Below are 24,863 nucleotides of genomic sequence, written 5' to 3' on the forward strand. Positions count from 1 at the left end.
ATCGGCGAACGGGCGACGGCGCGCCTCGCAGACGTAATGCCTCACGTGCCGGCGACGTTGCGCCCCACAGGTTCCTGGTAGCGGGCCCGTACCTCCCGGCGCAGGATCTTGCCCAGAGCGGACTTGGGGAGATCGTCGGCGAACTCGACCGAGGTCACCCGCTTGACCGCGCCTACCTTCTCGCGCGTCCACGCGATCAGGTCCTCCTCCGACGCCTCCCGGCCGGAGCGCAGGACGACGACGGCCTTCGGCGTCTCACCCCACTTCTCGTGGGGCACACCGACGACCGCGACCTGTGCGACCGCGGGGTGTGACGCCAGAGCGTTCTCCAACTCGGCGGGCCAGATGTTGAAGCCCCCGGAGATGATCATGTCCTCCTTGCGGTCGGCAAGATAGAGGAACCCGTCCTCGTCGAGGTAACCCATGTCGCGGGTCAGCACGCTGCCGTCGGGAAGCAGCCGCTCGGCGGTCGCGGCGGGGTCGCGCCAGATCGCCGTCATCGCAGCCGGGGTACGCGCGGCGATCTCACCGATCTCACCCGGCCCGACGTCGTCGCCGTTGGCATCGACGATCCGCAGGATGGTGTGGGGCGTCGGCCGGCCGGCGGAGCGCAACCGGCCTCCGATGTGGTCGGCGGGTGCCAGCACGGTCAGCGGGACGACCTCGCTTTGGCCGTACCACTGGTACATGATGTCGCCCCACAGCGCGCGGGCCTCCCCGAGCGTGCGCTCGCTGATCGGGGCGGCACCGTAGAAGACGGCGCGCAGGCTGGAGACGTCAGTGGTCCTCGCCGCTGGGTCGCCGGCAATCATCTGGATCATCGTCGGGACCAAGAGCGTTGTCGTGCAGCGCTCTTGGGCGAGCAAGCTGAGGAAGCGCGCGGGGTGGAAGGCGCGCATCACGACGACCGCGCCGCCGGCGGCCAGCGTGCCGAACAGCGGCAGCAGCGCGGCATGTGACAGCGACCCGGCCGCCAGATACCGGTCTGTCTGATCCATCCGCGGCATCACCAACGTCATCTCGGTGGCGACCGCGCTCCAACCCGCGACGTTGTGCAGGATGCCTTTGGGCTTGCCGGTGGTGCCGGCCGAGAAGCGGATCAAGTGGGGGTCGTCGGGTCGCAGCGCGATGCCGGGGTCGTCGGCTGATGAGGCCGCCAAAGCCTGCTCGTAGCCGAGCGTGCCGTCGGGCACCTCGCCGCCGAACACGATCACGTGGCGGACGCACGAGCCGGGCAGCTGTGCGGCGATCTCTTCGTAGCGCTTCGCCTCGACGATCAACGCTGACGCCTCGACGAGATCGAGCAGGTAGCGGTTGGACTGGCCGGAGTTGTGCGTGTACAGCGCGGTACGGACGTAGCCGCCCAGCGCGATGCCGACCATCTGCTCGACGGCTTCCGGGCCGTTGTCGCTCAGGGTCGCGACCCGCTCGCCAGGCTGCACGCCCAGCGCCGCCAGCGCGTTGGCCAGCCGGCAGGCGCGCTCGAAGAGCTGCTCGTATGTCTGGATGTGCCCGTCGCAGATCACCGCCGGTGACTCGGCGAACTGGCTGGCTCCCTTGCGGGCAATGGTCGTCAGGTCCATTGCGAACTCCTCACAACGCGACGGAGAATCCGCCGTTGACAGGGTAGGTCTGCGCGGTGATCCACGCTGCGGCGTCGGAGGCGAGAAAGGTGATCAGCGCCGCCGGGTCGGTCGGCTCGCCGAGGCGCCCGACGGGGTAGGCGCGCACCGCGCGCTTGACGAACTCCTCGTTGGCCAGCAGGTGTGCGATCGCCGGGGTGCGCACGCCGCCGAGGGCGACGCAGTTGGCGGTCACGCCGTGCGGTCCGGCGGCCTTGGCGATCGCCCGCGTGAAGCCGGCGGCGCCGGCCTTGGCGCCCGAGTAGACGATCAGGTCGGCTTCGCCGATACGCCCGGCGTCGGAGATCACAGTGACGATGCGGCCATGCCCGCGGTGCACCATGCCGGCGAGGACCGCGCGGGTGGCGATCATCACGCCGGTGAAGTTGATGTCGATCCACGGCGCCCAGTCGCTCGGTTGGGACTCCCAGAAGGCAGGGGTGCGGTCGGCGGCGGAGTGAGTGGCGCCGGCGTTGCCGGCGTTGTTGACCAGGATGTCGACCGGGCCCAGCTCGCACTCGATCGTGTCGACCATCGCGGCGACGCCGGCCGGGTCGCACACATCGGCCTGCACGCCCAGCGCGCGCCCACCGATGGCCGCGGCGACCTGCTCGGCACGCTCGGGGAAGAAGTCGTTGACGGCGACCGCGGCGCCCTGCGCGGCCAGCATATGTGCGGTCGCCGCGCCCACTCCCTGGCCCGCGCCGGTGACGAGCGCGACGCGCCCGGTGAGGTCCAGCAGCTCGCCGAGGACTGGGGTCGGCTCAGTCGAGAGGGTCATGTCGCACTCTTTCCGTAGGCTTCACGGGCGATGATCAATTTCTGGATCTGGGGTGTGCCGTCGCCGATCAGCAGGCCCGACACATCGCGGCGCATCGCCTGCAGTGGCATCTCGTCGGACCATCCGACGTGGCCGTGCAATACGACGCAGTCCTCGATCGCGCGGATCGCGATGTGCGGCGCCCACCACTTGCACATGGCCGCCTCCCGGGTGTGCGGTCGGCCGGCCTGGCGCAGGCTGAGCGCGCGGTAGCACAGCCAGCGCGCCGCCTCGAGCCTTGTCAGGTGCTCGGCGATCGGGAAGGTGACGCCTTGGTTGGCCGACAGCGGGTTGCCGAAGGTCGTGCGCTGCTGGGTATACGCGACGGTCATCTCGATCGCCTTCTCGGCGGTGGCCACCGCCATCAGGCCGAGAAGCGCTCGGCTGTAATCGAATTCGTGCATGACGAGTTGAAAGCCGCGACCCTCCTCGCCGATGAGATGGTCGTGGGGCACGAATGTCGCGTCGAAGGTGACCGAACCGCGTCCGACCGGGCGCAGCCCCGGGTCGCGGAAGCGCTGGCGCGACAGGGTCGGATCGTCGAGGTCGACAAGGAACGCGGTCGGGCCCTTCGGCGTGCGAGCGAACACCACCGCTATGTGCGCGGCGGGCAGGCCGGTGACCGACGTCTTCTCACCGCGCAGCAGCCAGCCACCATCGACGGGCTCGGCCCTGGTGGTCATCGCGGCGGCGTCGGAGCCGCTACCCGGCTCGGTCAGCCCGAGGCACAGCTTCAGCTCGCCCCGCACGACGGCGGGCAGCAGCCGCGGGGCCAGCGGGCTGAACCGCTCGATCAGGCTGCCCAGCAGTGTCGAGGAGAACACCATGTAGGCGGCGTTGAAGTCGGCCCGCGCAAGCTCCTCGCACGCAATGCCGACAGCGAGGTGGTCGGCTTCCTGGCCACCATGCTCGGCGCTGACCTCCAGGCCGATGAGGCGCTGCGCGGCAAGCTCGCGGTAGATCTCCCACGGAAAGGAATCGTCGAGCGCGCGGTCGAGATAGCCCGGCGCCAGCCGGGCCTGGGCGAAGGAGCCGACGCTTTTGCGGAACATCTCGAGTTCGTCACCCAGAATGCAGGGGATGCTGGTGGCGCTCATCGGGCGAACCTCGGTCGGCGGCCCTCGGCGAACGCGGCCAGACCCTCGGCGACGTCGGGCGAGCGCAGGTGCGCGCGCGCCTCGGCCAGCTCGAGTTCCAGGCCGTCGGCCAGGGACAGGTCGCCCGCCTCGCGGATCACCCGCTTCATCCGGGCCAGGCCGGCGCGACTGCCGCGCGCCAACCGGTGGCACAACGCCTCGACGGCGGCCTCGAGCTGGTCGCTCGGCGCAACCTCACACACGATACCCAAGGCCAGCGCCTGCTCGGCGCTCAGCGATCCGCCGGTGTACATGAGGTGGCGGGCGCGGTTGGCGCCGATCAGCCGGGGTAGCCGCACCGAGCTGCCGGCACCGGGGAACAGCCCGTAGGCCACATGTCCGTCGGCGAAGGTGGCGTTCTCCGCGGCGACCACCAGATCGCAGGCCAGTACCAGTTCGAGCCCGCCCGCGACCGCGGCGCCGTTGACCGCGGCGACGACCGGCGCCGGGTGGGCTTCGATGCGCCGCGTCAGGGTGCCGGCGTCACCGAGCAGCCGCGCGATCCCGTCGAGATCGCCGATCCCGTCGAGCACGTGGGTGAGGTCGGCGCCGGCACAAAACACTGGGCCGCTGCTCGCGATCACGACAGCCCGCGCGCCATCGCGCTCCGCGCGATCCAGGCCCGCACCGATGCCGGCCAGTATGTCCGGGTTCAGCGCATTGCGCTTGTCCGGCCGCATCAGGCGGATCCACGCGGCCGGGCCGCGGACCTCGTAACTTGTTGCATCGCTCATGGCAACCAAGCTTCCAGCGGCGCGTGACCCCGGCAATCCGACGAACGGCGGATGTAGTCATGCCGATCGGCCAATTGTCGCGCGATGCGGGGTTCGGCACGCTTGGGCCATGACCGAGATCTACGTCGCCGGGGTCGCCATGACGACCTTCGGCAAGCACGAGTCCAGAACCATGCGATCACTGGCCGAGGAGGCCGTGGCCGATGCGCTGGCGGACGCCGGCGCGACACCCGACGCGGTCGAGCACGCGTTCTTCGCCAACGCGACGGCGGGGCTGATCACCGGCCAGGCATGCATTCCGGGGCAGTCGGCGCTGCGCCATACGGGGCTGCTCGGCATCCCGATGGTCAACATCGAGAACGCCTGTGCCTCGGGCTCGACCGCGTTCGGCCTCGCGCGGGCGACGCTGGCTTCGGGGGCGGCCGACGTTGCGATCGTGGTGGGTGCCGAGAAGCTCACCCACCCGGACAAAGCCAAGAGCTTCGCGGCGTTCTCGGCCGGCTACGACCAGGAGGAGCCACCTTCGGCGGCGCTGCGGGGTGGTTCGACGGGCTCGGTGTTCATGGACATCTACGCGCAGATGACACGCGAGTACATGGCGCGCAGCGGCGCGACGGAGCACGACTTCGCCGCCGTCGCGGTCAAGGCCCACGACCAGGGCCGGCTCAACCCCAAGGCGCAGTACGGCGACCCGGTCACGCTGCAGCAGGTGCTCGACAGCCGCGTGATCGCCGATCCGTTGCGGCTGCTGATGTGTTCACCGATCAGTGACGGTGCCGCCGCGCTGGTGCTGGCGACGGCGCGCGGGCTGCGTCGCCTGGACTCCGATCCCGTCCGGATCCTGGCGACGGCGCTGGTGTCGGGCCGCGATCGGCGTAACGGCGACCGCACCGCTGTGGAGCGGGCAGCGGAGGCCGCGTATCGGGAAGCCGGCATCGCGCCGAGCGATGTCGACGTCGTCGAGCTGCACGACGCGGCCGCTCCGGCCGAGCTGATCGTCACCGAGGAACTCGGGCTGTGCTCGCCGGGCGAGGGTCCGCAATTGCTGCGCTCGGGTGCGACCGCGCTGGGCGGTAAGACTCCGGTCAACCCGAGTGGGGGTCTGCTGTCCAAGGGGCATCCGGTCGCGGCGACCGGCTGCGCGCAGCTCGTCGAGCTGACCGACCAGCTGCGTGGGCGCTGCGACGCCCGGCAGGTGGACGGCGCGCGAATCGCCTTGGCCGAGAACGGCGGTGGGTACCTCGAGAACGACGCCGCAGCGGCCACGGTGACGATTCTGGCGCGGTGAGTTCGGCCGTAGCTTCGTAGGCGGCCAGTTCGCCGAGCGGCTGAGTCGGCTGCGTCGCTCGGTGTGGATGTGTGCTTCTGGGGAGAGACGGGGATCCTGCGGTTGGCGCCGTTCAAGGACATGACCGTTTCCTCTCCGGCTGCGGCACCGGCGGGGGTAGCGTCGCCTAGGCCGAGACCCCTACCGGGCTGCGCCCGCTTCTTCGAAGAATGGCACCGGCGCAGTGGCGCGGCGAGCGACCTCGATCTGGTTCGCCGAGGGTCGCCGCGTGCAGATCATCGCCGAAAGTACCGCCACCGGTGCGGGCGACGCGTTCACTGCTTCTCCATCATCCGCATGAACTTCGACACCGCCTCCGCTCGGTTCGCCGCGCGCATCTTCTTCAGGATCTGACTCACGTGTGTCTTGACGGTGCCCTCGGAGACGACGATCCGCTCGGCGATCTGCCGGTTGGTGTCGCCATGGGCCATAAGCTCGATGATCTCCAACTCGCGGCGCGTCAGCAGCTGGTGGATGCGTGAATCGGGGGCCGAGAACATCGCCGAGCGCACCGGGGTCTGCTCGGCCGCCTGCAGGTCCTCGCTCGTCGTCGAGATCTGCAGGCCGGCTTCACGCATCTCGGTGAGCACCGTTTCGGTCGCGACCACGAGTTCGCGGATCCGCTTGCCCTGCTCGTGCAGGCGCTGGATCAGAATCGTGCGCTCCAACGCATAGCCGTACCCTTCCGCGAACGCCCAGAGCACGTCGCGATCGAGGATGTCATCGGTCGCCATCGTTGTCGCGTGTAGAAACCCGATCACCCGGCCCTCGGGCATCACCGGCGCGGCGACGTAGGAATGGATGTTGGAAAGTCGGGTGAGGTCACGCACGACGCGCGGGTCATTGAGGGCGTCGTGGACGATGACCGGGGCGCGGCGACGCAGCATCTCGTTCTCGAGGAGCATCGAGTCGAGCTGAATCGGACCGCGCTCGGCGGCGGTGCGGATGACCTTGTCGGCCCAGTCAGGGTCTCGCTTGGAGTATGCCGCCGCCGGCGTCACCAGCCCCTCGTCCACACGCCACAGGATCGCGGCCGCGAATCCGCAATACTCGCAGACCGCTTCGGGTGCCTTGACGAGCATCTGCTCGGTAGAGCCCACAGCACGCAGACGTGCCAGCGCTCGCTGAACCTGCAGAACGCCGTCGAGGCGGCGAGCCGTGCGCGCCTCCGCGAGCGCGTGGCGCACGTCGGCCAGTTCCAACGCCACCGCGGCGATGTTGGCGGCCTCAGGACCGGAGTGGCCGGGCAGAACGCGGCGCAACTGCGCAAGGCCGTCATCGACAAGCTGCTCGACCGTCCCGGTGTCCGCATCCGCGCACTTCGATGCCGACGTGCTCGCGCCGAGCAGGCTACCCAACTGCTCCAGCGCTGCCAACGCACGTTCCCTCGGCCCGGCCTCATCGCCCATGGCCGGAAGCCTAGCGGCGCCACCGGCACCACGGCCCGGGCGTGGTCGCTGGTTCGAGATCGATTGAGGTTCTTTGTGATCAGATCTGCCAGTCTGGCGTGACAGTGGCACTGGCCAGCTTGATATCCGTGTGTGGGGGCGGATCTGTGTCTTGGCAATACCTACCGCGCTGTGCACCACATGATCGATCGTGCGGACATCGACGCGGATCAGCCTCTGCGAAGAAGTGGGCAGCGCACGCATCGCTGCTGGTAGAGACTCTGCTGAGCCCCCGTCCGATGTCCAGGCGGGGGCTCAGTCGTTCCGCCCGGCGCTGAACATCGGCCGGTTCGGTCAGCGCGGTCAGCGGTGCGGGTTCAGGACGTTAGTCCCGTCGGTGTAGACACGCCGAGACTCGGTGTTGGGCCCAGCTGTCGCGTTGGAGAGTGCGCACCGCTACGAGCGTGCTTGTGGAAGGTATGGCCAGATTGTCGGCAGGTGGCGGTGCTGCATCGCGGACGTGCCGGTGCTGTCGGCCCCGGAGTTCGTCGATCTCCTGCATCGGGCGCGCAGTTCCGCACCGCTCACTGCCGTCGAGGCGAATCCCGTTGGGGATCAGGCGAAGATCGGGGTTTCGGTTGTATAGAGGAAGCGGGTTCGGGAGCGATCGATGAACTTCTCCTCGTCCGCGGCGACGGTGGTGATGTAGGTGTCGGAGGTGAACCAGCGTGCGGCGTCGGCGATGTCGTCGACCCAGACCTCGGCGACACCGTCGTAGAAGACGCTACTGACGCCGGGGATCTCGTCGCCGGTGGGCAGGAGCTGGACGTAGCGCCGGACCGGGACCTCCCCGCCGGGCAGGCTCGCGATCAGTGGGGTGTGCTGCTGCGTCCAGTAGTCCACGAACTCCTCGTGGGTGAGGTCGGCCCGACGGGTCAGGAAGATGCTGAGTTTGATCACGGAAAGCTCCTCGGTGTCTAGTTTCACTTGCCTAGGCAACTCGAAAGGTACCGGTATTCACTTGCCTAGGCAATAGATATTTGTTTCCTGGGCAAGTAAGATGGCCGATATGGACGAACCGTCACCGTGGCTCGACGCCGAGCAGCAGCAGCTGTGGCAGGACCTTCTCACCGTCGTGATCGCGCTGCCCGCGGCGCTGGATCGTCAGTTGCAGCGCGACGCCGGTATGTCGAACTTCGAGTACAGCGTGCTCGCACGGTTGTCGATGACGGATCGGGACACCATGCGACTCAGTGCGCTGGCCCGTGACTGCGACAGCACGCTCCCACGGCTGTCGAAGCTGATGGACCGCTTCGAGGCACGGGGGTGGATCGTCCGCCGAATCGACCCGAGTGACGGCCGCTACACCCTGGCCACGCTGACCGAGGTGGGTCGGCAACAGGTGATCGACAGTGCGCCAGGGCATGTCGCGCAGGTGCGCAGTCTCGTGTTCGACCCCCTGACCGCCGTGCAGCGCCGCTACCTCGGCGCAGCGCTGTCCCGGGTCGCCGAGGCCGTGCGGCGGGAGGTCGCGGGCGGCCCCACCGGGTGAGTGCGCGCCGCCGCCGGGACTACCGCGCCTGCGGTGTGGCGCTGCTCGCGGAGGGTCTAGAGCATCACGCGATATTCGGCATGAGCGCGCACTCTTGCCCGCTATAGCCAGCCTGGCGACGCGGCAGGAGGAGCCCTCTCGAGGCGTTGCCGGCGGCGGTTGGATCGGTTCGGCTATCGCGCTTCGGTCGGTTCGCGGGAGGCTTCGGGTTCCCATCCGGGTGGGCCGAAAGCGTAGCCGAGCCAATGGCGGATTCGCTTGGTGGAACGCAGGTCTCGCCAGAGCGCGCCGAATTCGTAGTACTGCAGCGTGAAGACGTTCGTGCTGTCGATGTCCTTGGTGAGTCCGTAGGTGGGGCGGAAGGTTTCGGCGCGGAAGGTGCCGAATATGCGGTCCCAGACGATGAAGATGCCGCCATAATTCTTGTCCAGGTACTCCGCGTCGCTGGCGTGGTGGACCCGGTGGTGGGAAGGCGTATTGAAGACGAACTCGAACCAGCCGGGCAGTCGGCCGATGGTTTCGGTGTGCACCCAGAACTGGTAGATCAGGTTGGTCGACCAGGCGGTGAACAGCATCCATGGCGGCACGCCGAGCGCTGGCAGCGGAGTCCAGATGAGCAGTTCGAACCAGGGGTTCCACTTCTGCCGCAGAGCGGTGGCGTAGTTGAAATAGCGGCTGTTGTGATGCACCTGATGCGCGGCCCAGATCAGCCGGATTCGATGCGACATGCGGTGGTAGACGTACCAGAGCAGATCCACCGCCACCATCACCGCGACCCAGGAGAGCGGGTTGTGCGGATCCAGGTGCCAGGGCGCGTGCACGTACAGCACGGCGTAGCCGAGGATCGCGACGAATTTCGCCGCGCCGTTGATCAGCACCGACACCGAGCCCATGACCAGGCTGTTGCGAGCGTCGGTGCGGTCGTAGCCGACGCGTTCGTGCCGTTCGGTGCGCAGCGACCAGGCTTCGATCGCGAGCGCGAGCAGAAAGAACGGGACCGCGTAGGTCACCGGTTGGTTGATCTGATCCCACAGGGGCACGGCGTCATCGCCTCCACTTCAGCGATATGACCTATCGGTCACATCGAATGAAGTGACCGTAAGGTAAGTTCGAGTCCATGTCAACGGCCGCGGGTCTGGGAACCAAGGGCATGCCGTCGGACGATCGCCGGCAAAGAATTCTCCTGGCCGCGCTACGCGAGTTCGCCGACCGCGGCTTCGGGGCGGTCTCGGTCGCCTCGGTCGCGGCGCGGGCGGGGATCTCCAAAGCGCTGGTGTTCCAGCACTTCTCGTCGAAGGATCAGCTGTACGCCGCGTGCGCGATCGAGGTCGGCGAGCCGCTGCTCACCCGTCTGGAAGCCGAAATGACCAGCGGCGCGAACCCTTCCAGCATGCCGATCCACGCACTGCGCGGCATCTTCGAAACCCTCGGCCCCGACCGCACGGCCTGGCGCATCCTGCACGACCCCACCGCTCCCGACACCGGAGCCGCGGGCCCGATCGTGCACCGCTACCGCACGCAGATCGACCGCTTCGCCACCGACGGCGTCACTCGCTTCCTGGCGAATCTCGGCGACACCGACCGCGGTGACATCGACGCGCTCATCGGGATCTGGACCTCGGCGGTGGACTCGATCATGACCTACGCCCGCGACCACCCCGCAGAGTCCGCAGACGACCTCACCGAGCGCTTCACCCGCCTGATAGACGCCGTCTTCACCGTCGGTCCGATCCGCTGACGCCCACCTGTCACCGGCGCACCGAGCCCCACTCGGTCAGAATGCACGACATCGCGCCCTGTGGGATAGTCAGCGGCGCCGTATCCAGGGTGACGGTTTGCAGCGAATCTCACGGCTGATCGTGGACGGCGCACGGCACAGCTCGCTGGCGATGGCCTGCACCCCGGTGCCTTCGCGCAGCAGGTCGGCAATCCGGATACGGTCTTCTTCCCGCAGGTAGCGGGACTGACCCGTCGGAGCCAGTGCCTCCTGGTAGATCGGAGGCACCGACTTGCGTCACCGCGCGGCAAGTGCCAGCCGTCTTTGGCCGGTCCGAAGATTGATCCCGACGATGTCGCACGCCTGGCGGCTGCTGTAGCCCATGCGCCATGAGCTCGAAGTATGCGGCTCGCTAGCGCGTCAACTCGGCTGCCGATTCCTTTCTGTGGTGGCGGAGGTCTACATGGTCGACGGTGCGGCCCGCCGAAGCGGCCGACCGTGACGAGGCAAGCCGAGAAGGAGAGCTGATTGCCGTGAGCATTCCCGCCACCATGCGCGCCCTGGAGCAGACTTCGCTGAAGGGTCCGCGCGACATGCGTTTGATTGCCGACGCGCCGGTACCGAGCCCCGGCAAGGGCGAGGTTCTGATCCGGGTCGCCGCCGCCGGCGTCAATTTCGCCGACATCTCGAGGGCCTACGGTACGTTCCTGGACGGCCCGCAGCCACCGTATCTGGCGGGTTTCGAGGCCGCCGGCAAGGTCGTGGCGGTAGGCGAGGGCGTGACCGGCCCGAAACTGGGGGCTCGCGTCGTCGGCGTCGGATACGGGGCTTTCGCCGAGTACATGGTCCTGCCCGCGGCCGCCGCGGGGCCGGTGCCGGCCGGCTGGACTGCTGAGCAGGCATTGGGCCTGGTCGTGAACTGGCCCACCGCGCTGGCCGTGCTCAGGTTTCTCGGCCGGATCGTCGCCGGGGAGACAGTGCTGATCCATGCCGCGGCGGGCGCGACCGGCCAGGCCGCGGTGACCCTGGCCAAGCACTACGGTGCGACGGTCATCGCCACCGCATCGCCGGGCAAGCACGAAACAGTGCGGGCACTGGGTGCCGACTACGTCGTGGACTCCGGCTCCGCGGACCTCACCGACGAGGTGCTGAAGCTGACCGGTGGTATCGGTGCCGATCTGGTGCTCGAGTCCGCTGGCGGCGCCACTTTCCACGCCAGCTTGGCCGCGGCCAGGCGGGTCACCGGCCGAGTCATCGTCTACGGCGTGGCAGGCGGGGAAGCGGCGATCACCAACTGGGATCTGGTGTACCGGTATCAGGTCCAGATCGTCGGCTTCAACATCGGCGTGCTGGCCCAGGCCGCACCGCAGATCTACGGTGAGCTCATGGGTGAGCTGTCCGCGCTTGTCGCCGCCGGCGTCCTCACCCCCGCTCGCCCCACCGCCTACGACTTGGCCGCCGGCCCGAAGGCCCTCGCGGAGCTGGAAACTCGCACCACCATCGGCAAGCTGGCCCTGCAGCCCCATCCTGCCACTACCCGGATGCCCGCTGACCTGGGTTTCGATTCCTTCGCAACGGCATCCCGGTCGTAATGAGCGACGGTGCCGACCTGCGGGACCGGTCCGAAAGGAGCAGCGCATGTCGACCGAACAACCCGTGGCGGTGGCGGAGCTGAACTGGTGTTGGTCGACGCTTCCGGCCTTGGACTACGAGCGGACGCCGCCGGACAACCGCCTGTCGATGGACAACTGCGATGCGATCACGCATTCGGCCGACCGGCCGCGGCCTAGACTCGCCGCATGACGGCGCACGCGCTGGCGGACCAGGACGGGTTCGCAGCCGAAACCGAGCGGTTCCGCCGCGAGCTGTTGGCGCACTGTTACCGCATGGTCGGCTCGGCCCACGACGCGGAGGACCTGGTGCAGGAAACGTACCTGCGGGCGTGGCGTTCCTACGCCGGATTCGAGGGCCGCGCGTCGATTCGGTCCTGGCTCTACACGATCGCCACCAACGTCTGCCTGACGGCGTTGCAGCCACGCCGGATCCGGGTGCTGCCCTCGGGGCTGACGGGTCCTTACGACGGACCCGATCGCCCGGCGAGTCACGTTGCGCCGGGCGAAGTTTCGTGGCTGGAACCGTTGCCGGACGGGTGGATCGTCCCGGCCGCCGGTGATCCGGCCGCGGCGGTGGTCGCGCGCGAGTCGCTGCGGCTGGCGCTCATCGCGAGTCTGCAGCATTTGCCCGCACGCCAGCGCGCGATTCTCATCCTGCGTGAGGTGCTGGCGTTTTCCGCGGCCGAAACCGCGGAAGTCCTCGGCACCACCACGGCGGCGGTCAAGAGCGGTCTGCAGCGCGCCCGCGCCCGGCTGAACGAACTGGAGCCGGAGCCCGAGGAGCTGCTCGAACCGACCGACCAGCGGGCGCGGGCGCTGCTCGACGGCTACATCGCAGCCTTCGAGCGCGCGGACGCCGGTCTGCTGGAACAAGTGCTGCGCACCGACGCCACGCTGGAAGCGACGCCGTTCCGCGAATGGCAGGCGGGCCGCGTGAACTGCATCCACATGCTCGACGCGTACGTGCTGGGCACGCCGGACGACTGGCGGATGCTCGCTACTACAGCCAACAACCAGCCCGCCGCCGTCGTCTACCACCGGGATGCCGATGACGCGTTCCGGGCCTACGGCGTCGTGGTTCTGGCCGCAACTGCCACCGGCGTCTCCCGCGTGGTCGCGTTCCACGATCCGGCACTGGTCGCGCTGTTCGGCTTCCCGGACGTGCTCGCAGATCGAACCCGACCGGGCGCTGGAACCTCGCCTGATCCTGGTGCTGGTCGCGACATGCGAACTGCGCAGCATGCGTGCTCATCCGGGCAGAACCGAACGGACGCACCCTCGCAGGAAGCTTCCCCGATTTCGAGTGCGACCTAGGGCCCGGTCGAGGGCTTCGGTCAGTGCGACCGGGGTCTGCAACGACCTCGAAGACGGTGGCTGGGTCCGCCGCGCTCTCGACCCGGCCGACAAGCGCCGCAACGCCATCACCATCACCGATGTCTCGCCCGTGCACTTGACATTGTCACTGTGTGAAGGCCTTCACTGGCTGTCGGAGGTGGTCCCCATCAATTCGACACACAGGAATCCACAGGACATGCGACTGCTCGACGCATTGGCGGCCGGGAACTCCTCGACGCGGCTCGAGGCGGCTCTGGCAGTCGGCACGCATCCCGACCCCGGTTTCGTCGATGCACTCGTCGAGCGGTGCGCGATCGAGCCGGACTTCTTCGTGCGCGACATGCTTACGTGGGCGCTTACCCGTCTCCCGTCGGAGATCACGGTTCCGAAACTGCGTGCGGAGCTCGGTTCCGAGCACGCTCAGGCCCGGAGCCAAGCGTTGCACAGTCTGTCCAAGATCAGGGACCCGAACGCCTGGTCGGCGATCACGCGGTCGTTGCTGCGCGATGCCGACGACGAGGTCGCGCGGAGTGCATGGCGCGCTGCCGTCGTTCTCGTGCCCGACGGGGAGCAGGAAGGGCTGGCCGCGGAACTGGCCATGCAATTCGGCCGCGGTGACCGGGAGGTACGGCTGAGTCTGAGCCGTGCCCTCGTCGCGCTCGGCGACGTGGTCGAGCCGGTCCTTCGGACGGCGATGGCAAGTCACGACCCGACGGTACGGGCGCATGCGAGCGCCACGGAGCGGCTCTTGCGCGACCCGGATGCCGGATTCGAACTCGCCGTCGTCGAGGCGAGACGGGTCGTCGCGCTCGGTGCGGAGACAACCGCATGCTGATCGGCGAGGTGGCGCGCCGCTCGGGGGTGAGCGCGCGGATGCTCAGGCACTACGACTCCCTCGGGCTGGTGCGACCGACAGGTCGCACCGTGGGTGGCTACCGGGAATACTCCCCGGCAGACATCCGCCGGATCCTCCATGTGGAGGGGTTGCGGTCGCTGGGACTGTCGCTGAGCCAAATCGGACGCGCTCTCGACGATTCCGGATTCAGCCCGTCCGCACTGGTCGGCGACCTCATCCGAAAGACCGAAGAACGACTGAACCGGGAGCAGGAACTCCTCGAGCGGCTCCGTACGGTCGATGCGGCCGAGCCCTCCGGCTGGCAAGACGCCCTGCGGATCGTCGAGCTCCTACACGGACTCGGTTCGCAGAGTGCCGCCCGGCGGCAGCAGGCCGTCCTGGCCCCGGCCGAGGACGTGTTGGTGCCCGCCGAGCTGCTGGCCGAGGCGGTCCTCACCGAATCCGATCCGAACGTTGCCGGGGCCCTACGGTGGGCCCTCGCGCGGGCTGTCGGTGACGGTGTGGCGAGCCTGATACCTGCCATGAGCTCGGAGAATGTCGATATCCGGCGGCGCGCGGTGCTGGCGCTCGCCGAGTTACCCGGCGACGAGGCGACTGCGGTGCTCACCGACGCGCTCGGGGACGCAGACGCGACGGTCCGCAGGCATGTTGCTCTCGCACTGGGTGCGCGAGGCGTGACCCAGGCTGTGCCGGAACTTGTCGGCACGGTGGTCGAGGGCCCGAACGATGTCGAGGCGGCCGAGCTCTTGGGAACATTGGCACGGGACGAGAAGTGGGCAGACCGGATCATGAGTGCGCTGGTCGACGAGCTCACCGCGCATACCGCGGACTCGGCGGTGCGGATACGACTGACCCAGGCACTCGCCGAGATGCCGGGAACCATCGCGCTGGATACCCTGCGGCAACTGGCTCACGACGATGACCGGGCCGTGGCTCTCATCGCCTCGGCCCTCGTGAAAACGCTCGAAGAACGGCCGGACGACGAGCTGGGGCAGCCCTAGAGATCACGGCACGGAGTCGCCCGGCCACCGCATTACCCCAGGTGGTTCGAGGTTGACGGCGCGACGCTACGGCGACTGTGTCAGGCCGCGGACGTGTGGCCATGCCTCGGCAAGTGCGAGTAGCTGGCGCAGCTCCGCGGTGAGGTCGCGTGCCCCCGGTTGGACTTTGTATCGGGGCGTGCGCCGGCTCGCGCTCGGGGGTGCCCGGCAGCTTTGGTGGCAATGGTCTCGGCGATGCGGCGGCCATGGATATGGGGGTCACCGCCGGTGGCAGCCAGATCGTCAGGGCTGTCGCTGTAGCGCTCGAGATGCAGCAGGCTGTCGCGGATCTCGACCGTCATGCGGTGCAGGCGGATGGCCGGGTCTGTTCGGCCGTTGTGGTCGCGCCGCATCTCCAGGACGATTTCGGGTACGGCTGCGGTGAGATCGGCCCACATCGGCCGCAGGCGGCGGCAGTATCGGCCGGTGCGGTCCCATCCGATGTGGGTGAGCAGGGTGCTGATCAGCGGCACGGTGATCGTGGCGGGAGCGCCGATGGCAGAGAGAAGGAAGGCGCTCGAACTCGTCCGGCAGGGCTACCGCCGACAAGCGTGCGCGATCGTCGGGATCAACTACCGGACCGGCAAGAGATAGCGCAATGGCCGGCATTCACCGCCCGAGGGCAGAAAGCCGGTGCCTGCCAGCTATCGGGAGGCACCGGTTTCTCGAACAGGGTGATGACCAGCCCGCATCGAGTGCTGCTACCAGTACTGATGCCGTTTTCCATCGGTGTCGGCGATGAAGATGACCGCGTCGGTGCCGTCCAACTCTGCTGGGTTGAGCGGGATATGGCCGGGCACGATCGGTTCGCCCATGCCGATCGACGGGGGAAGCATGGCGCGCAGGGGCTGTGTCGGGAACAAAGCGCGGCGGGTGGTTGCCTCGGCCAACATGCACTGGAGGGTGCCCGGGGCGCTGTCGGGGTTGGCGTCGGTTGCCAGGAAGGTGTAGCGCTCGCCGAGAGCAAGTCCGACGAGCGCTCCAGCGTTACCCCAGCTCACCTCGTCCTCGCCGTGAGACTGCGTGCGTTGCAGGTGGGCGTTGTGCGCGAACACCAGGCTCGGCCCGCGTCGCTGCTCCCGCGCAACGATCGCGAGCAGGTTCTCGGCCATCATCTCAGCGCGCAGGCTGAGCAGGGTCGCGATGCGATCGGGCGCGGGGCTGGCCATGGCCGCGTGATAGCGCAGCAGGCCCTGGGCGATGCGCGCGTGCGCGACGGCGTGGGCGTAGCCGGTCGGGTCGGCCGAGTGCCGGGCTGGTGCCGCGCGGCGGAGCGTGCTGGCGAGGTCGTCGGCGGCGATGCGCAGGGCGCGGGCGCGGTCGGAGTCGCCGATGGACGCTGCCGGGTCGAACATGGCTGCCGGGTTGCTCCAGTCCGTGTCCTCGCCGAGCAACGTGTCGAGGTCGCGGAGTGATTCGGGCCGCAGTGCCGCGGGCAGGTAGTCGCTGGCCCAGGACAGCGCGTGTCGCGGACTCGGTGCGCCGGAGTACTCCACCGGCGCATCGAAGCCGTAGAAGCGAACCCGATCCCGTGGCGCGCGCCCGGCATTGTGCGCGCGGAGCCATTCGACGAGTTCGCGGTTGCCCGGCACGGCACCGAACCCGTGGCTGAACCCGGTCGCGAGCACCGTGTCGACATCCGCCGTTCCCCCGCCCACGTAGTCGTCGACAACGGACGCGGCAAAGAAATCGGTCTCCAGCACGATCGATCGGTAACCGCGTTCGACGAGGTGACCGAGGAGTTCGTTGCGCAGCAACGGGAACGCTTCGATTCCGTGTGTCGGCTCGCCGAGGGCGAGCAGGGTCGGTGGCTCGGTGCGCGCGGCGAGCAGCTCGTCGAGGGCACGGCCCAGGCTTGCCGGGTCGTCGAGTTGGCGGCCGATCCCGCGCAATGATGCGGCAGTGGACATGAACACCCCTTTCCGGAAGGCACTGCCTTCGACGATATCGTTGAAGAGTCAGGTGAAACTTCTGTGACTTCTACCTGGAGTCGATAGATCAAAGCCTCAATCGGAGGTGCAGATTGCGACCCATCGACCTCGCCCGCGAACACGGGTTGTCCGCCCAGGCGATCCGCAATTACGACGACGCCGGCATCCTCCCGCCGACCGAGCGCAGCGAGTCCGGCTACCGGCGCTACACGCCGCTGCACGCGCAGGCCCTGCGCGCCTTCCTCGCGTTACGCGGCGGCCACGGACACCAGCAGGCAATGGCGATCATGCGCGCGACCAACCGAGGCGACACCGAGTCCGCCTACCGGTTCATCGACGCCGCACACGTCGCGCTACTCGCCGAACGCAACACCCGCACCGAGGTCGCCACCGCCCTCGGCGCCCTGTCTGCCAGCACTCCCATCCCGGTCAACGGTCGATCGCTGACCGTGGGCGAACTCGCGCGCCGGCTCGGGGTGCACCCGGCAACGCTGCGCACCTGGGAGACCGAGGGCATCCTGCGCCCCGAACGCGATCGGGCAACGGGCTATCGCGAATACGGACCGGACTGCGTGCGCGACGCCGAGATCGCGCGACAGCTCCGTCGAGGCGGGTACCTGTTGCGCCAGGTCGCGCAGTTCATCGAGTCGCTGCGCGCGGCGGGCGGGGCGGACGCGTTGAGTGTTTTCCTCGACTCATGGCAGGACCGGCTGACCATGCGCAGCCGCAACCTGCTCGCCGGCGCGGCCCAGCTCGATGCCTACCTCACCCTGCTCGATCAGACGTAGCGAGGGCGACCGTCGCGACCACCGGCCACGGCGTGCCGCGCGGCACGCACCTGATCCAGCAATAGCGCGGCGGTTGGATGTCGAGAGGGTCGAATTCTGCTGCAACGTATAGCGGTTCGGCCGCTGCCAGGCGCAGCGCACCGGGTTGAATCGCGGCTTGCAGAGACTCCGACCGAGCCCACGCGGTGATCCGGGTGCGCTCAGTCCTCACGTGGGTCGGCCGGATCGGACGGCGTGGTCAAAGGGATACGTATGTGTTCGTTACGACGCCTTGGCGACCGCCTGGACGGCCCGCAGGCGTCCGTCGGCCAGTGCGTTGGTGAGGTGCTCGGCTTTTTCGCGGAAGTTGGGCACGAATGCGTGGAGTCCGAGCGGGCTGGGAGGCAGTGCCAGCACCTCGCGCATCGTTGTCACTGTTGTCGCGGTGAGGTCTGCCCAGTGCTCGACGGCGAAGCCGGCCGACTCGATCGCGGTGCGCAGCGTGGCCGGAGTGGACAGGTGACTGTGCTCGGGCCCCTCCGCCCAGGGCAGCGGATAGTCCAGCGCGCCGCCGTCACCGGCGACGATGTCCCACACGGCGAGCCGACCACCGTGGGCGGTGACCCTGCGCGCCTCGCGATAGAGACGATCCTTGTCGGGCACGTTCATCTGGACGTGCTGGCTGAATACCACCTGGAACGAGGAGTCGGCGAAAGGAAGTTCCGTGACGTCGGCCTGGCGGATGACTATCCGATCGTCCACGCCCACAAGGCGATTGAGCCAACGGGCGGTGTCGCAGTATTCCTCGACCATATCGACGCCGGTGACCCGGCATCGAAAGCGCGCCGCGAGGTAGCGGGCGGTGCCGCCGATGCCGGTACCCGCATCGAGTACCTCGGTCGCGGGCGTCACGTCGATAAGGTCCACGAGCTGGTAGGTCGCGATGCGTCCGCCGCTGTGGAAATCCTCGAGCAGCGCGAGGTCCGCGGCCTCGAGCCGGTCGAGGTCCTTCCCCGCGGCGACGAGGGCCTGTTCGATGTTGATCCGGGTTACCCCGGTCGCGTATTGGGCCGGGATTTGTGTGTCTTTCATATCTGTTCTCTCCGTTGTTCCGGTGGCTGTGCCAGGGCAATCACGGACTTCCCGTTTCCCGACCGACGGGCCGGAGGCGGGTGAGCACCTCGCGGCGGCCGAGGGTGGTCAGCCCGATCTGGGTGGCCTGCTCGATATCGATCACGCCGGTGAGCAGCCCGAGCACGGCGTGCGGGGGGCCGTCCAGGACGAGGTCGGGATCGGCGGCCGCACCGATGCGTGAGCTGACCCGGCCCGCGCCGACATCGAGGACGGCATGCGCACCCGACGAGTTGAGCTGAATGATCACCGGCGGCGCCTCCGGATCGACATCGGTGACGAACCACGCCGGTGCGTAGGCGAGCCATTGCGCCTGGAAGGCGTCCTCGGGCCGCACGTCAGTCATATAGCGAAGTCCCCACAGCCCCAGTGCCTTCAGTGCGGGCTCCAGCGCCAGGCCGGTTTCGGTGAGCCGGTAGAGGGTGGTCGCTATGGGCGGCGGCGCATCGTCGCGGCTGATCAGCTCGGCCTGCTCGAGCTCCCGCAGCCGGGTCGACAACAGGTTGGCGGCGATGCCGGGCAGTCCGTTCTTCAGGTCTGTGAAGCGGCACGGGCCTTGGAGCAGCAGCTCGCGAATGATCAGCAGGGTCCACCGGTCTCCCACGACATCGAGCGTCCTGGCGATCGAACAGTACTGGTCGTAGCTCCGCATGCTGCCATCGTAGCGCTGTGAAAGTAGATATCGTCTACTTATTGGTTGAAAATCTCTACTAAATAGTCCTGATGCTCAACTAAGTGGTACTGATGAGCGACCGCGGCCGGGTGCAGATCGTGGTCTTCGCCGATGATTCCGGGGCTATGCGGTCGGTTGGGGGGATCCCGGCAAGGTTGACGCCCGGGCTCCCGGTGAGTGGTTACCGCAGTTCAGCCCGCTGTCCAGGGCCGCAGTTTCTCGGGATTCCGGATCGCCCAGATACGGGTGATCCGGCCGTCGGCGATATCGAAGGCGTAGACCGACACAATGGCGTCGGCGAGCTGCGCCACTAGGCCGGGTTGGCCGTTCACCGTTCGCTCGAGCAGCGTCACCGCTGGGCCGCGGGCGGCGATTTCGATCCAGGTGCGGGCGATCTGCTCGCCGCCGTTGATCGGGCGGAGGAAGGCCGGGGCCAGGCCGCCGCTGTCGGCCGTTGCGGTCGCCTGCGGATCGAGCAGGCCGATCAGAGCCTCGATATCCCTTGTCTCCCAGGCCCGTTTGAAGTCCCTGACCACCTCGGCGCGCTGGGGTCGCGATGGAACCTGCGATGTGCGGACGCGGCTGCGGGCGGAGGAGGCGAGTTGGCGGCAGGCCGCAGGGGTGCGCCCGACGATGTCGGCGACCTCGGCGAAGGAGTAGCGGAAGACGTCGTGCAGGACGAACGCCACCCGCTCGGCCGGTGTCATGGAATCCAGCACGACGAGGAAGGCCATACTGATCGACTCGTCGAGGGTGACCCGGTCGGCGGGATCGGCGGGGGCGGGACCACCGAGCCATTCGGAACCGTCGGGTACCGGCTCCGGAATCCATTCGCCCACATACCGCTCCCGCCTGGCTCGCGCCGAGCCGAGCAGATCCAGGCAGATGCGGCTGGCGACCGTCGTCAACCAAGCGCCGGGCGCCGCCACATCCTGGCGTTGCCGCTCGGATAACGCGTACCAGCGCGCATAGGTCTCCTGCACCACATCCTCGGCCTCGGCCAGTGAGCCGAGGAGCCGGTAGGCGAGGTTGATCAGCTGACGGCGTTCGCTGATCACCGAGCGCAGTTGCGGATCGGTCATGGTGTCGGCTCCTTCGGTTGATGCGGCCCTCACCGAATTGACGAAACAGCGACCCGAACTGTGAGGCGGCCTGACATTCCGACCGGCTGCGTCGTCGGAAGGTTGTGACACTTTCAGCAAAGCAGGAGATCCGGACATGATCAGAATCGGCATCATCCTCGGCAGTACCCGACCCAACCGCAACGGTCCGCAGGTCGCCCAGTGGGTTCTGGACACGGCATCGCGTCGCGGCGATGCCGAGTTCGAACTGATCGACCTGCGCGACCACCCGCTACCGCATCTGGACGAGCCGGTGGCGCCGATGTTCGGCCCCTCCGTACATGAGCACACCCGCGCCTGGGGCGAGCGGATCGCGCCGTTCGACGGTTTCGTGATCGTGACCCCTGAGTACAACCACTCGGCCCCCGGAGTGCTGAAGAACGCCATCGACCACCTGTTCGCGCAGTGGGCCGACAAGGCGGTCGGATTCGTGTCCTACGGCGCGGGTGGCGGCGTCCGCGCGGTGGAGCATCTGCGGCTGGTCTGCAGTGCCCTGCGCATGGCCGATGTGAGCCACCAGGTCACGATCTCGGTGCTCACCGATTTCGAGAACTACACCGCCTTCAAACCGGGCGACCACCATGCCGCAGCCCTGAACACGCTGCTGGATCAGGTCGTCGGTTGGAGCACCGCGCTCGCGCCGTTGCGGCACGCCGCCGCCGAAACCACTCTCATCAATTCCTGAGGAGCCAATCATGCTGACACCAACCGACTTTCGGTCACTCGCGGACCGTGTCGAGATCGAAGCGCTCGGCGGCGAATTCACCGACGCGGTGATGATGCGCGACTTCGACCGCCTGGCATCGCTGTTCACCGACGACGCGGTGCTACGCATCCCCGAGGCGGGTATCGAAGTCGCCGGCCGCATCGAATTCCAGACCAAAATGCGGCTGATGCAAGACGCCTGGGACTATTTCGTTCAGCACACCCATCCCGGCGCGATCGAAATCGACGGCGACACCGCCACCGGCCGCGCCCACATCTGTGAACTCGGCCGGTTGAAAGGCGGCAGTTCGCATCTGAACTACGCGATCTACCACGATCGCTACCGGCGAACGGACGATGGCTGGAAGTTCACCGAACGGGTCTACGAGATCCGCTACCTCGACAACTCGCCGCTGGCAGGCTCACCGCCCGGAGAAAACGGACTGGGCATGGACGTATCCGCTGTGCAGCTGCCCGGCTGATCGCGCGCTGCCCGAGCTCCGGCACCAGGTCCGCCGTCGATCGAGGGGTACTGCCTGCGCTTCTGCAGCGCAGCCGCCGCGCGCTCCTAGGGTGTGGTGGTTGTGGTGCGGTAGAACTCGGCTGCGGTGAGGGTGTCGGGGACACCGAGTTCGGCGGCAACCGCGGTGATCGCGGTGGCACCGACGGCAAGGTCGGCTCGGCCGTCGGTGGTGAAATACGGTGCGATGAACGTCTTCCAGTGGGCCCGGACTTCGTTTGCGGTGTGTCGGCCGAGGAACGTCTGGAGATACCGCACCGTCGTGTCGGGTTCGTTGTGGATCACGTGCAGCGCGCGTCGATGGGCTCGTACGACGGCCTGGACCGCGGGGTCGTCAGGGCGAATGTAGGTGGGGTCGACGGCCACACCTACGGTGGGGACTCGGAAATAGTCGCCGACCCAGGCCAGCACCTGCCAGCCCTGCTCGGCGGCTATTGCCTCCGGCGCCATCGTGCTGCCGACCAGGGCGGCGTCGATTCTGCCGTCGTGCAGCCAGCGCAGATCCATGCCGTAATCGCCGGGCGAGCGGACAGTGGTCTGGATGTCGCGGTCCGGATCGAGACCGGCGCAGCGCAGCGTGATCCGGGCGAAGCAACCGGGTGCGGTGTGGGGGGCGTGCACCGCCAGCCGCCGCCCGGCCAGGTCGGCCAGGGAGGTCGGGCCGGGGCGGGCAAGGAATTAGAACAGTGGGCGGTGGGTGTTGACATTGAGTGCGACCCAGGGGACGCCATTCGTCAGCCGGGACAGCAGTGCCCGGCCGAGCCCGATAGTGGCGCCGCGCCGCAGCCGCTCCTCGTCCCAGGTGCAGCCGTCGCGCAACGCGACGTGAACGCCCTCATCGGCGTAGTAGCCCTGCTGGTCGGCGATGTAGGCAACCAGTTCTTCGTGCAATCCCCGCCCGACGTAGGCGAGATCGATCGTGTACATGAACGTTCCTCCTTCATCGTGTCACCGCCACGCGCCGCGCATGCCGGGTGCCGTGGGCCCGGCCACTGTGGCCCATGGTGCTGAGGTGACGTATGCCGGATGCAGTGCGGCCGTCGGCCGGACTCGGACGGTATGGCCGGTGTGCGCAGGACAGCGAGGCGTCAGTACATGGACATCCCGCCGTTGACCGCGGCAGTGGTGCCGGTCATGAAGGCGTTGTCCTCGCTGGCATAGAAGGCGACCGCTTGGGCGACGTCGCCTGTGTGCGCTAGGCGCCCCAGGGGGGTGGCGGCCACTTGTCGCTGTTTGTTCTGGTCGTCGAGCACACCCGCGATGCGGGTGTCCGCCACCGGGCCGGGCTCGACGACGTTGACCGTGATGCCGAGCGGACCCAGCTCCTGGGCGAGGTACCGGGCGAACTGCGCCAATGCGGCTTTGGCCGTGCCCAATGCGATCATGCCTGCTCGGGGCTGGCGACTCAGACCGGTACCGAGGTAGATCAGGCGTCCCCAGCCTCGTTCGGTCATACCGGGCAAGACGGCTTTGGTGACCGTGAACGCCGCACGCATTTCGTCGTCGAGCTTGCCGCCCAGTTCTTTCCACGTCATGTCCTGGAAGGGTTTGATCGCATACGGGGTGAGCGCGTTGTGTACGAGCACGTCGGTGCCGCCCCACGCCGCCTGGACCTGTACGATCATGGTCGCGACCGCTGCTGTATCGCGCACATCGGCCTGCACTGCCATGGCCTGGCCGCCTGCGGCCCCGATACCGGCCACGACCTCCTCGGCTGCCGCGCCGCTGTGGAGGTAATTGACCACCACACGCATCCCTCGCGCGGCCAGCAGGCGCGCGGTGGCCGCACCGATTCCACTGCTGGCCCCTGTCACCAATGCCACCCTGCCGGTTGTCCCAGTCACAGTTCCACCTCCTGCTGATCATCGCGGGCAGTCGGCACGACCGCCCCGAGTTCTTCATCGTCGGTGCCGGGATGTGCGGGGCGGATCGCCCCGTAGAGCACGATGTCGACCGTCGCCCGCAGCAGATCGGCCGCAGTCCAGTCGAGTGTGTGGGGCAATTGCGAGGTGAGCAGCCGCTCCAATGCGCCGCGGGTGATCTCACCCAGCAGTTCGGGTGGCGTCGGCAGCAGTCCCTGCCGGTGCCCGTCCCGGAACAGCTCGTCGAGCCGCCGGTAGACCACCGCGTCCACCCGCTGCTCCACGTACTCGCGCAACATCGGATCGCCCCGCCCTGTCGCGAGCTGCGCTGCGCCGATCCGCCCGAGCTCACTGCCTGCCGCGATCAGGAACCGCTGGACCCGTATATCCAACGGCTGCCCTGCTACGTCCTCGGCCGCCGCCAGCAACGTGCGCTCCACCGCCGCGAATTGTCGATCCAGCACCGCAGTGAGCAGGGTGCGCTTGTCCGGGAAATGACGGTAGATCGTCTTCTTGCTCATCCCGAGCTCGCGAGCGAGATCGTCCATGCTCACCCGCGCGAGTCCCGGTGCGAAGAACAGGCGACCGGCCGCCGCCACGATCACGTCGGCACGCTGCCCGCCACCGTCGGAAACTTGAGATACAAAATTAGTTTCCATAGTTTCCAGGTTTCTCCCCACGCCCTTCGCTGTCAAGACGCATCTTCCGGGCGAAGAAGACCGCACCAGGTTGAATCGCAGCGGGCGACCGAGTCCGGCGGACGTTCCTCGGCCGCCGCCCTCGCCGCCGCCCAAACCGCAACCTTGATCGCCGCCGCCATCGCAGGCACCGTCGCAATGTGCCGAGCCCAACGCACCACCCGCCCCCTCGACCAAACCGCCGACGCCCTCGAAAACGTCGTCCGCGCCGTCACCGGCCAGACCCTGGATCAGTCCGATAACGGTCGGCGCCTCGACCGAATAGCAGCTGCCACAAGGTGTTCCGAAGATCCAGGGTTTCTCGCCGCGAACTTG

28 protein-coding genes are annotated in these 24,863 nt (G+C 68.0%); 11 read left to right on the plus strand and 17 right to left on the minus strand.

Annotation, left to right across the window (positions count from 1 at the left end):
* Positions 1–41 precede the first annotated feature (41 nt).
* The 4 genes from ACQP1G_RS07125 to ACQP1G_RS07140 are packed head-to-tail and all read right to left on the minus strand — an operon-like array spanning position 42 to position 4,312.
* The gene (locus ACQP1G_RS07125) at positions 42–1,583 is read right to left on the minus strand and encodes a class I adenylate-forming enzyme family protein (protein ID WP_433199730.1); all 1,542 of its coding nucleotides are present in this window, start codon (positions 1,581–1,583) and stop codon (positions 42–44) included.
* 10 nt (positions 1,584–1,593) lie between these two features.
* Positions 1,594–2,403 carry an SDR family NAD(P)-dependent oxidoreductase gene (locus ACQP1G_RS07130; RefSeq protein ID WP_433199733.1) on the minus strand — a complete coding sequence of 270 codons (810 nt, stop codon included), beginning with the start codon at positions 2,401–2,403 and terminating at the stop codon, positions 1,594–1,596.
* Positions 2,400–3,539, minus strand: a complete 1,140-nt coding sequence (locus ACQP1G_RS07135) for an acyl-CoA dehydrogenase family protein (RefSeq protein WP_433199736.1) — start codon at positions 3,537–3,539, stop codon at positions 2,400–2,402. Before ACQP1G_RS07135 ends, ACQP1G_RS07130 begins: the two co-directional genes overlap by 4 nt.
* Entirely contained in the window at positions 3,536–4,312 is a 777-nt protein-coding gene (locus ACQP1G_RS07140; protein WP_433199738.1) for an enoyl-CoA hydratase/isomerase family protein, read from the minus strand. Before ACQP1G_RS07140 ends, ACQP1G_RS07135 begins: the two co-directional genes overlap by 4 nt.
* Before the next feature lie 109 nt (positions 4,313–4,421).
* Between ACQP1G_RS07140 and ACQP1G_RS07145 the strand changes: the two genes are divergently transcribed.
* Complete coding sequence (locus tag ACQP1G_RS07145; RefSeq protein ID WP_433199741.1) at positions 4,422–5,600, plus strand: thiolase family protein; 1,179 nt, start codon at positions 4,422–4,424, stop codon at positions 5,598–5,600.
* Between the two features lie 314 nt (positions 5,601–5,914).
* Here the strand turns inward: ACQP1G_RS07145 and ACQP1G_RS07150 are convergent, their stop codons facing one another.
* Together ACQP1G_RS07150 and ACQP1G_RS07155 are read right to left on the minus strand one after the other, a co-directional pair.
* A complete protein-coding gene (locus tag ACQP1G_RS07150; RefSeq protein WP_433199744.1) occupies positions 5,915–7,048 on the minus strand; it encodes a LuxR C-terminal-related transcriptional regulator in 1,134 nt (377 codons plus the stop codon).
* 594 nt (positions 7,049–7,642) lie between these two features.
* Positions 7,643–7,987, minus strand: a complete 345-nt coding sequence (locus ACQP1G_RS07155) for an EthD domain-containing protein (protein ID WP_433199747.1) — start codon at positions 7,985–7,987, stop codon at positions 7,643–7,645.
* Between the two features lie 109 nt (positions 7,988–8,096).
* On the opposite strand from ACQP1G_RS07155, the gene ACQP1G_RS07160 reads away from it, so the two are divergent.
* A complete protein-coding gene (locus tag ACQP1G_RS07160; RefSeq protein ID WP_433199750.1) occupies positions 8,097–8,579 on the plus strand; it encodes a MarR family winged helix-turn-helix transcriptional regulator in 483 nt (160 codons plus the stop codon).
* A 173-nt stretch (positions 8,580–8,752) separates the two neighbouring features.
* Here the strand turns inward: ACQP1G_RS07160 and ACQP1G_RS07165 are convergent, their stop codons facing one another.
* Entirely contained in the window at positions 8,753–9,619 is an 867-nt protein-coding gene (locus tag ACQP1G_RS07165) for a sterol desaturase family protein (protein WP_433199753.1), read from the minus strand.
* Positions 9,620–9,696: 77 nt separating this feature from the next.
* Here ACQP1G_RS07165 and ACQP1G_RS07170 point away from each other — a divergent pair, with 77 nt between their 5' ends.
* Positions 9,697–10,317 carry a TetR/AcrR family transcriptional regulator gene (locus ACQP1G_RS07170; RefSeq protein WP_433199756.1) on the plus strand — a complete coding sequence of 207 codons (621 nt, stop codon included), beginning with the start codon at positions 9,697–9,699 and terminating at the stop codon, positions 10,315–10,317.
* A 69-nt stretch (positions 10,318–10,386) separates the two neighbouring features.
* Here ACQP1G_RS07170 and ACQP1G_RS07175 read toward each other — a convergent pair whose 3' ends face one another.
* Positions 10,387–10,584 carry a helix-turn-helix domain-containing protein gene (locus ACQP1G_RS07175; protein WP_433199759.1) on the minus strand — a complete coding sequence of 66 codons (198 nt, stop codon included), beginning with the start codon at positions 10,582–10,584 and terminating at the stop codon, positions 10,387–10,389.
* A 245-nt stretch (positions 10,585–10,829) separates the two neighbouring features.
* Between ACQP1G_RS07175 and ACQP1G_RS07180 the strand changes: the two genes are divergently transcribed.
* The 5 genes from ACQP1G_RS07180 to ACQP1G_RS07200 all read left to right on the plus strand — a co-directional run bounded on the left by ACQP1G_RS07180 (position 10,830) and on the right by ACQP1G_RS07200 (position 15,101).
* Positions 10,830–11,888 (plus strand): zinc-binding dehydrogenase, encoded by a 1,059-nt coding sequence (locus ACQP1G_RS07180; protein ID WP_433199762.1) that lies wholly within the window; start codon positions 10,830–10,832, stop codon positions 11,886–11,888.
* Between the two features lie 46 nt (positions 11,889–11,934).
* Entirely contained in the window at positions 11,935–12,099 is a 165-nt protein-coding gene (locus ACQP1G_RS07185; RefSeq protein WP_433199765.1) for a hypothetical protein, read from the plus strand.
* Positions 12,096–13,223: an RNA polymerase subunit sigma-70 gene (locus ACQP1G_RS07190; protein ID WP_433199768.1), complete on the plus strand. Its 1,128-nt coding sequence runs from the start codon at positions 12,096–12,098 to the stop codon at positions 13,221–13,223. Before ACQP1G_RS07185 ends, ACQP1G_RS07190 begins: the two co-directional genes overlap by 4 nt.
* A 217-nt stretch (positions 13,224–13,440) precedes the next feature.
* The gene (locus ACQP1G_RS07195; RefSeq protein ID WP_433199771.1) at positions 13,441–14,079 is read left to right on the plus strand and encodes a HEAT repeat domain-containing protein; all 639 of its coding nucleotides are present in this window, start codon (positions 13,441–13,443) and stop codon (positions 14,077–14,079) included.
* Positions 14,073–15,101, plus strand: a complete 1,029-nt coding sequence (locus tag ACQP1G_RS07200) for a MerR family transcriptional regulator (RefSeq protein ID WP_433199774.1) — start codon at positions 14,073–14,075, stop codon at positions 15,099–15,101. Before ACQP1G_RS07195 ends, ACQP1G_RS07200 begins: the two co-directional genes overlap by 7 nt.
* A gap of 80 nt (positions 15,102–15,181) precedes the next feature.
* Here the strand turns inward: ACQP1G_RS07200 and ACQP1G_RS07205 are convergent, their stop codons facing one another.
* Positions 15,182–15,613 carry a DUF6545 domain-containing protein gene (locus ACQP1G_RS07205; RefSeq protein ID WP_433199776.1) on the minus strand — a complete coding sequence of 144 codons (432 nt, stop codon included), beginning with the start codon at positions 15,611–15,613 and terminating at the stop codon, positions 15,182–15,184.
* 228 nt (positions 15,614–15,841) lie between these two features.
* A complete protein-coding gene (locus ACQP1G_RS07210) occupies positions 15,842–17,050 on the minus strand; it encodes an erythromycin esterase family protein (protein WP_433199779.1) in 1,209 nt (402 codons plus the stop codon).
* 113 nt (positions 17,051–17,163) lie between these two features.
* Here ACQP1G_RS07210 and ACQP1G_RS07215 point away from each other — a divergent pair, with 113 nt between their 5' ends.
* Positions 17,164–17,859 (plus strand): MerR family transcriptional regulator, encoded by a 696-nt coding sequence (locus tag ACQP1G_RS07215; RefSeq protein ID WP_433199782.1) that lies wholly within the window; start codon positions 17,164–17,166, stop codon positions 17,857–17,859.
* A 261-nt stretch (positions 17,860–18,120) separates the two neighbouring features.
* On the opposite strand, the gene ACQP1G_RS07220 is transcribed toward ACQP1G_RS07215, so the two are convergent.
* From ACQP1G_RS07220 to sigJ, 3 genes are all read right to left on the minus strand, one after another.
* Positions 18,121–18,930, minus strand: a complete 810-nt coding sequence (locus ACQP1G_RS07220) for a class I SAM-dependent methyltransferase (protein ID WP_433199785.1) — start codon at positions 18,928–18,930, stop codon at positions 18,121–18,123.
* 40 nt (positions 18,931–18,970) lie between these two features.
* Entirely contained in the window at positions 18,971–19,621 is a 651-nt protein-coding gene (locus ACQP1G_RS07225) for a winged helix-turn-helix transcriptional regulator (RefSeq protein WP_433199788.1), read from the minus strand.
* A gap of 212 nt (positions 19,622–19,833) precedes the next feature.
* A complete protein-coding gene (sigJ, locus tag ACQP1G_RS07230) occupies positions 19,834–20,724 on the minus strand; it encodes an RNA polymerase sigma factor SigJ (protein ID WP_433199791.1) in 891 nt (296 codons plus the stop codon).
* Positions 20,725–20,860: 136 nt separating this feature from the next.
* Here sigJ and ACQP1G_RS07235 point away from each other — a divergent pair, with 136 nt between their 5' ends.
* Positions 20,861–21,448, plus strand: coding sequence for an NADPH-dependent FMN reductase (locus tag ACQP1G_RS07235; protein WP_433199794.1), 588 nt, complete (start codon positions 20,861–20,863; stop codon positions 21,446–21,448).
* Between the two features lie 10 nt (positions 21,449–21,458).
* The gene (locus ACQP1G_RS07240) at positions 21,459–21,950 is read left to right on the plus strand and encodes a nuclear transport factor 2 family protein (protein WP_433199797.1); all 492 of its coding nucleotides are present in this window, start codon (positions 21,459–21,461) and stop codon (positions 21,948–21,950) included.
* Positions 21,951–22,036: 86 nt separating this feature from the next.
* Here the strand turns inward: ACQP1G_RS07240 and ACQP1G_RS07245 are convergent, their stop codons facing one another.
* The 4 genes from ACQP1G_RS07245 to ACQP1G_RS07260 form a co-directional block, all read right to left on the minus strand.
* A complete protein-coding gene (locus ACQP1G_RS07245; protein WP_433199800.1) occupies positions 22,037–22,609 on the minus strand; it encodes a hypothetical protein in 573 nt (190 codons plus the stop codon).
* A 57-nt stretch (positions 22,610–22,666) separates the two neighbouring features.
* Complete coding sequence (locus ACQP1G_RS07250) at positions 22,667–22,915, minus strand: hypothetical protein (protein WP_433199803.1); 249 nt, start codon at positions 22,913–22,915, stop codon at positions 22,667–22,669.
* 161 nt (positions 22,916–23,076) lie between these two features.
* Positions 23,077–23,832, minus strand: a complete 756-nt coding sequence (locus ACQP1G_RS07255) for an SDR family NAD(P)-dependent oxidoreductase (protein ID WP_433199806.1) — start codon at positions 23,830–23,832, stop codon at positions 23,077–23,079.
* Positions 23,829–24,509, minus strand: coding sequence for a TetR/AcrR family transcriptional regulator (locus tag ACQP1G_RS07260; RefSeq protein ID WP_433199809.1), 681 nt, complete (start codon positions 24,507–24,509; stop codon positions 23,829–23,831). Before ACQP1G_RS07260 ends, ACQP1G_RS07255 begins: the two co-directional genes overlap by 4 nt.
* Between the last annotated feature and the right edge of the window lie 354 nt (positions 24,510–24,863).

The sequence above is a fragment of the Nocardia sp. CA-107356 genome (genome assembly GCF_050946365.1).
Taxonomy (GTDB): domain Bacteria; phylum Actinomycetota; class Actinomycetes; order Mycobacteriales; family Mycobacteriaceae; genus Nocardia.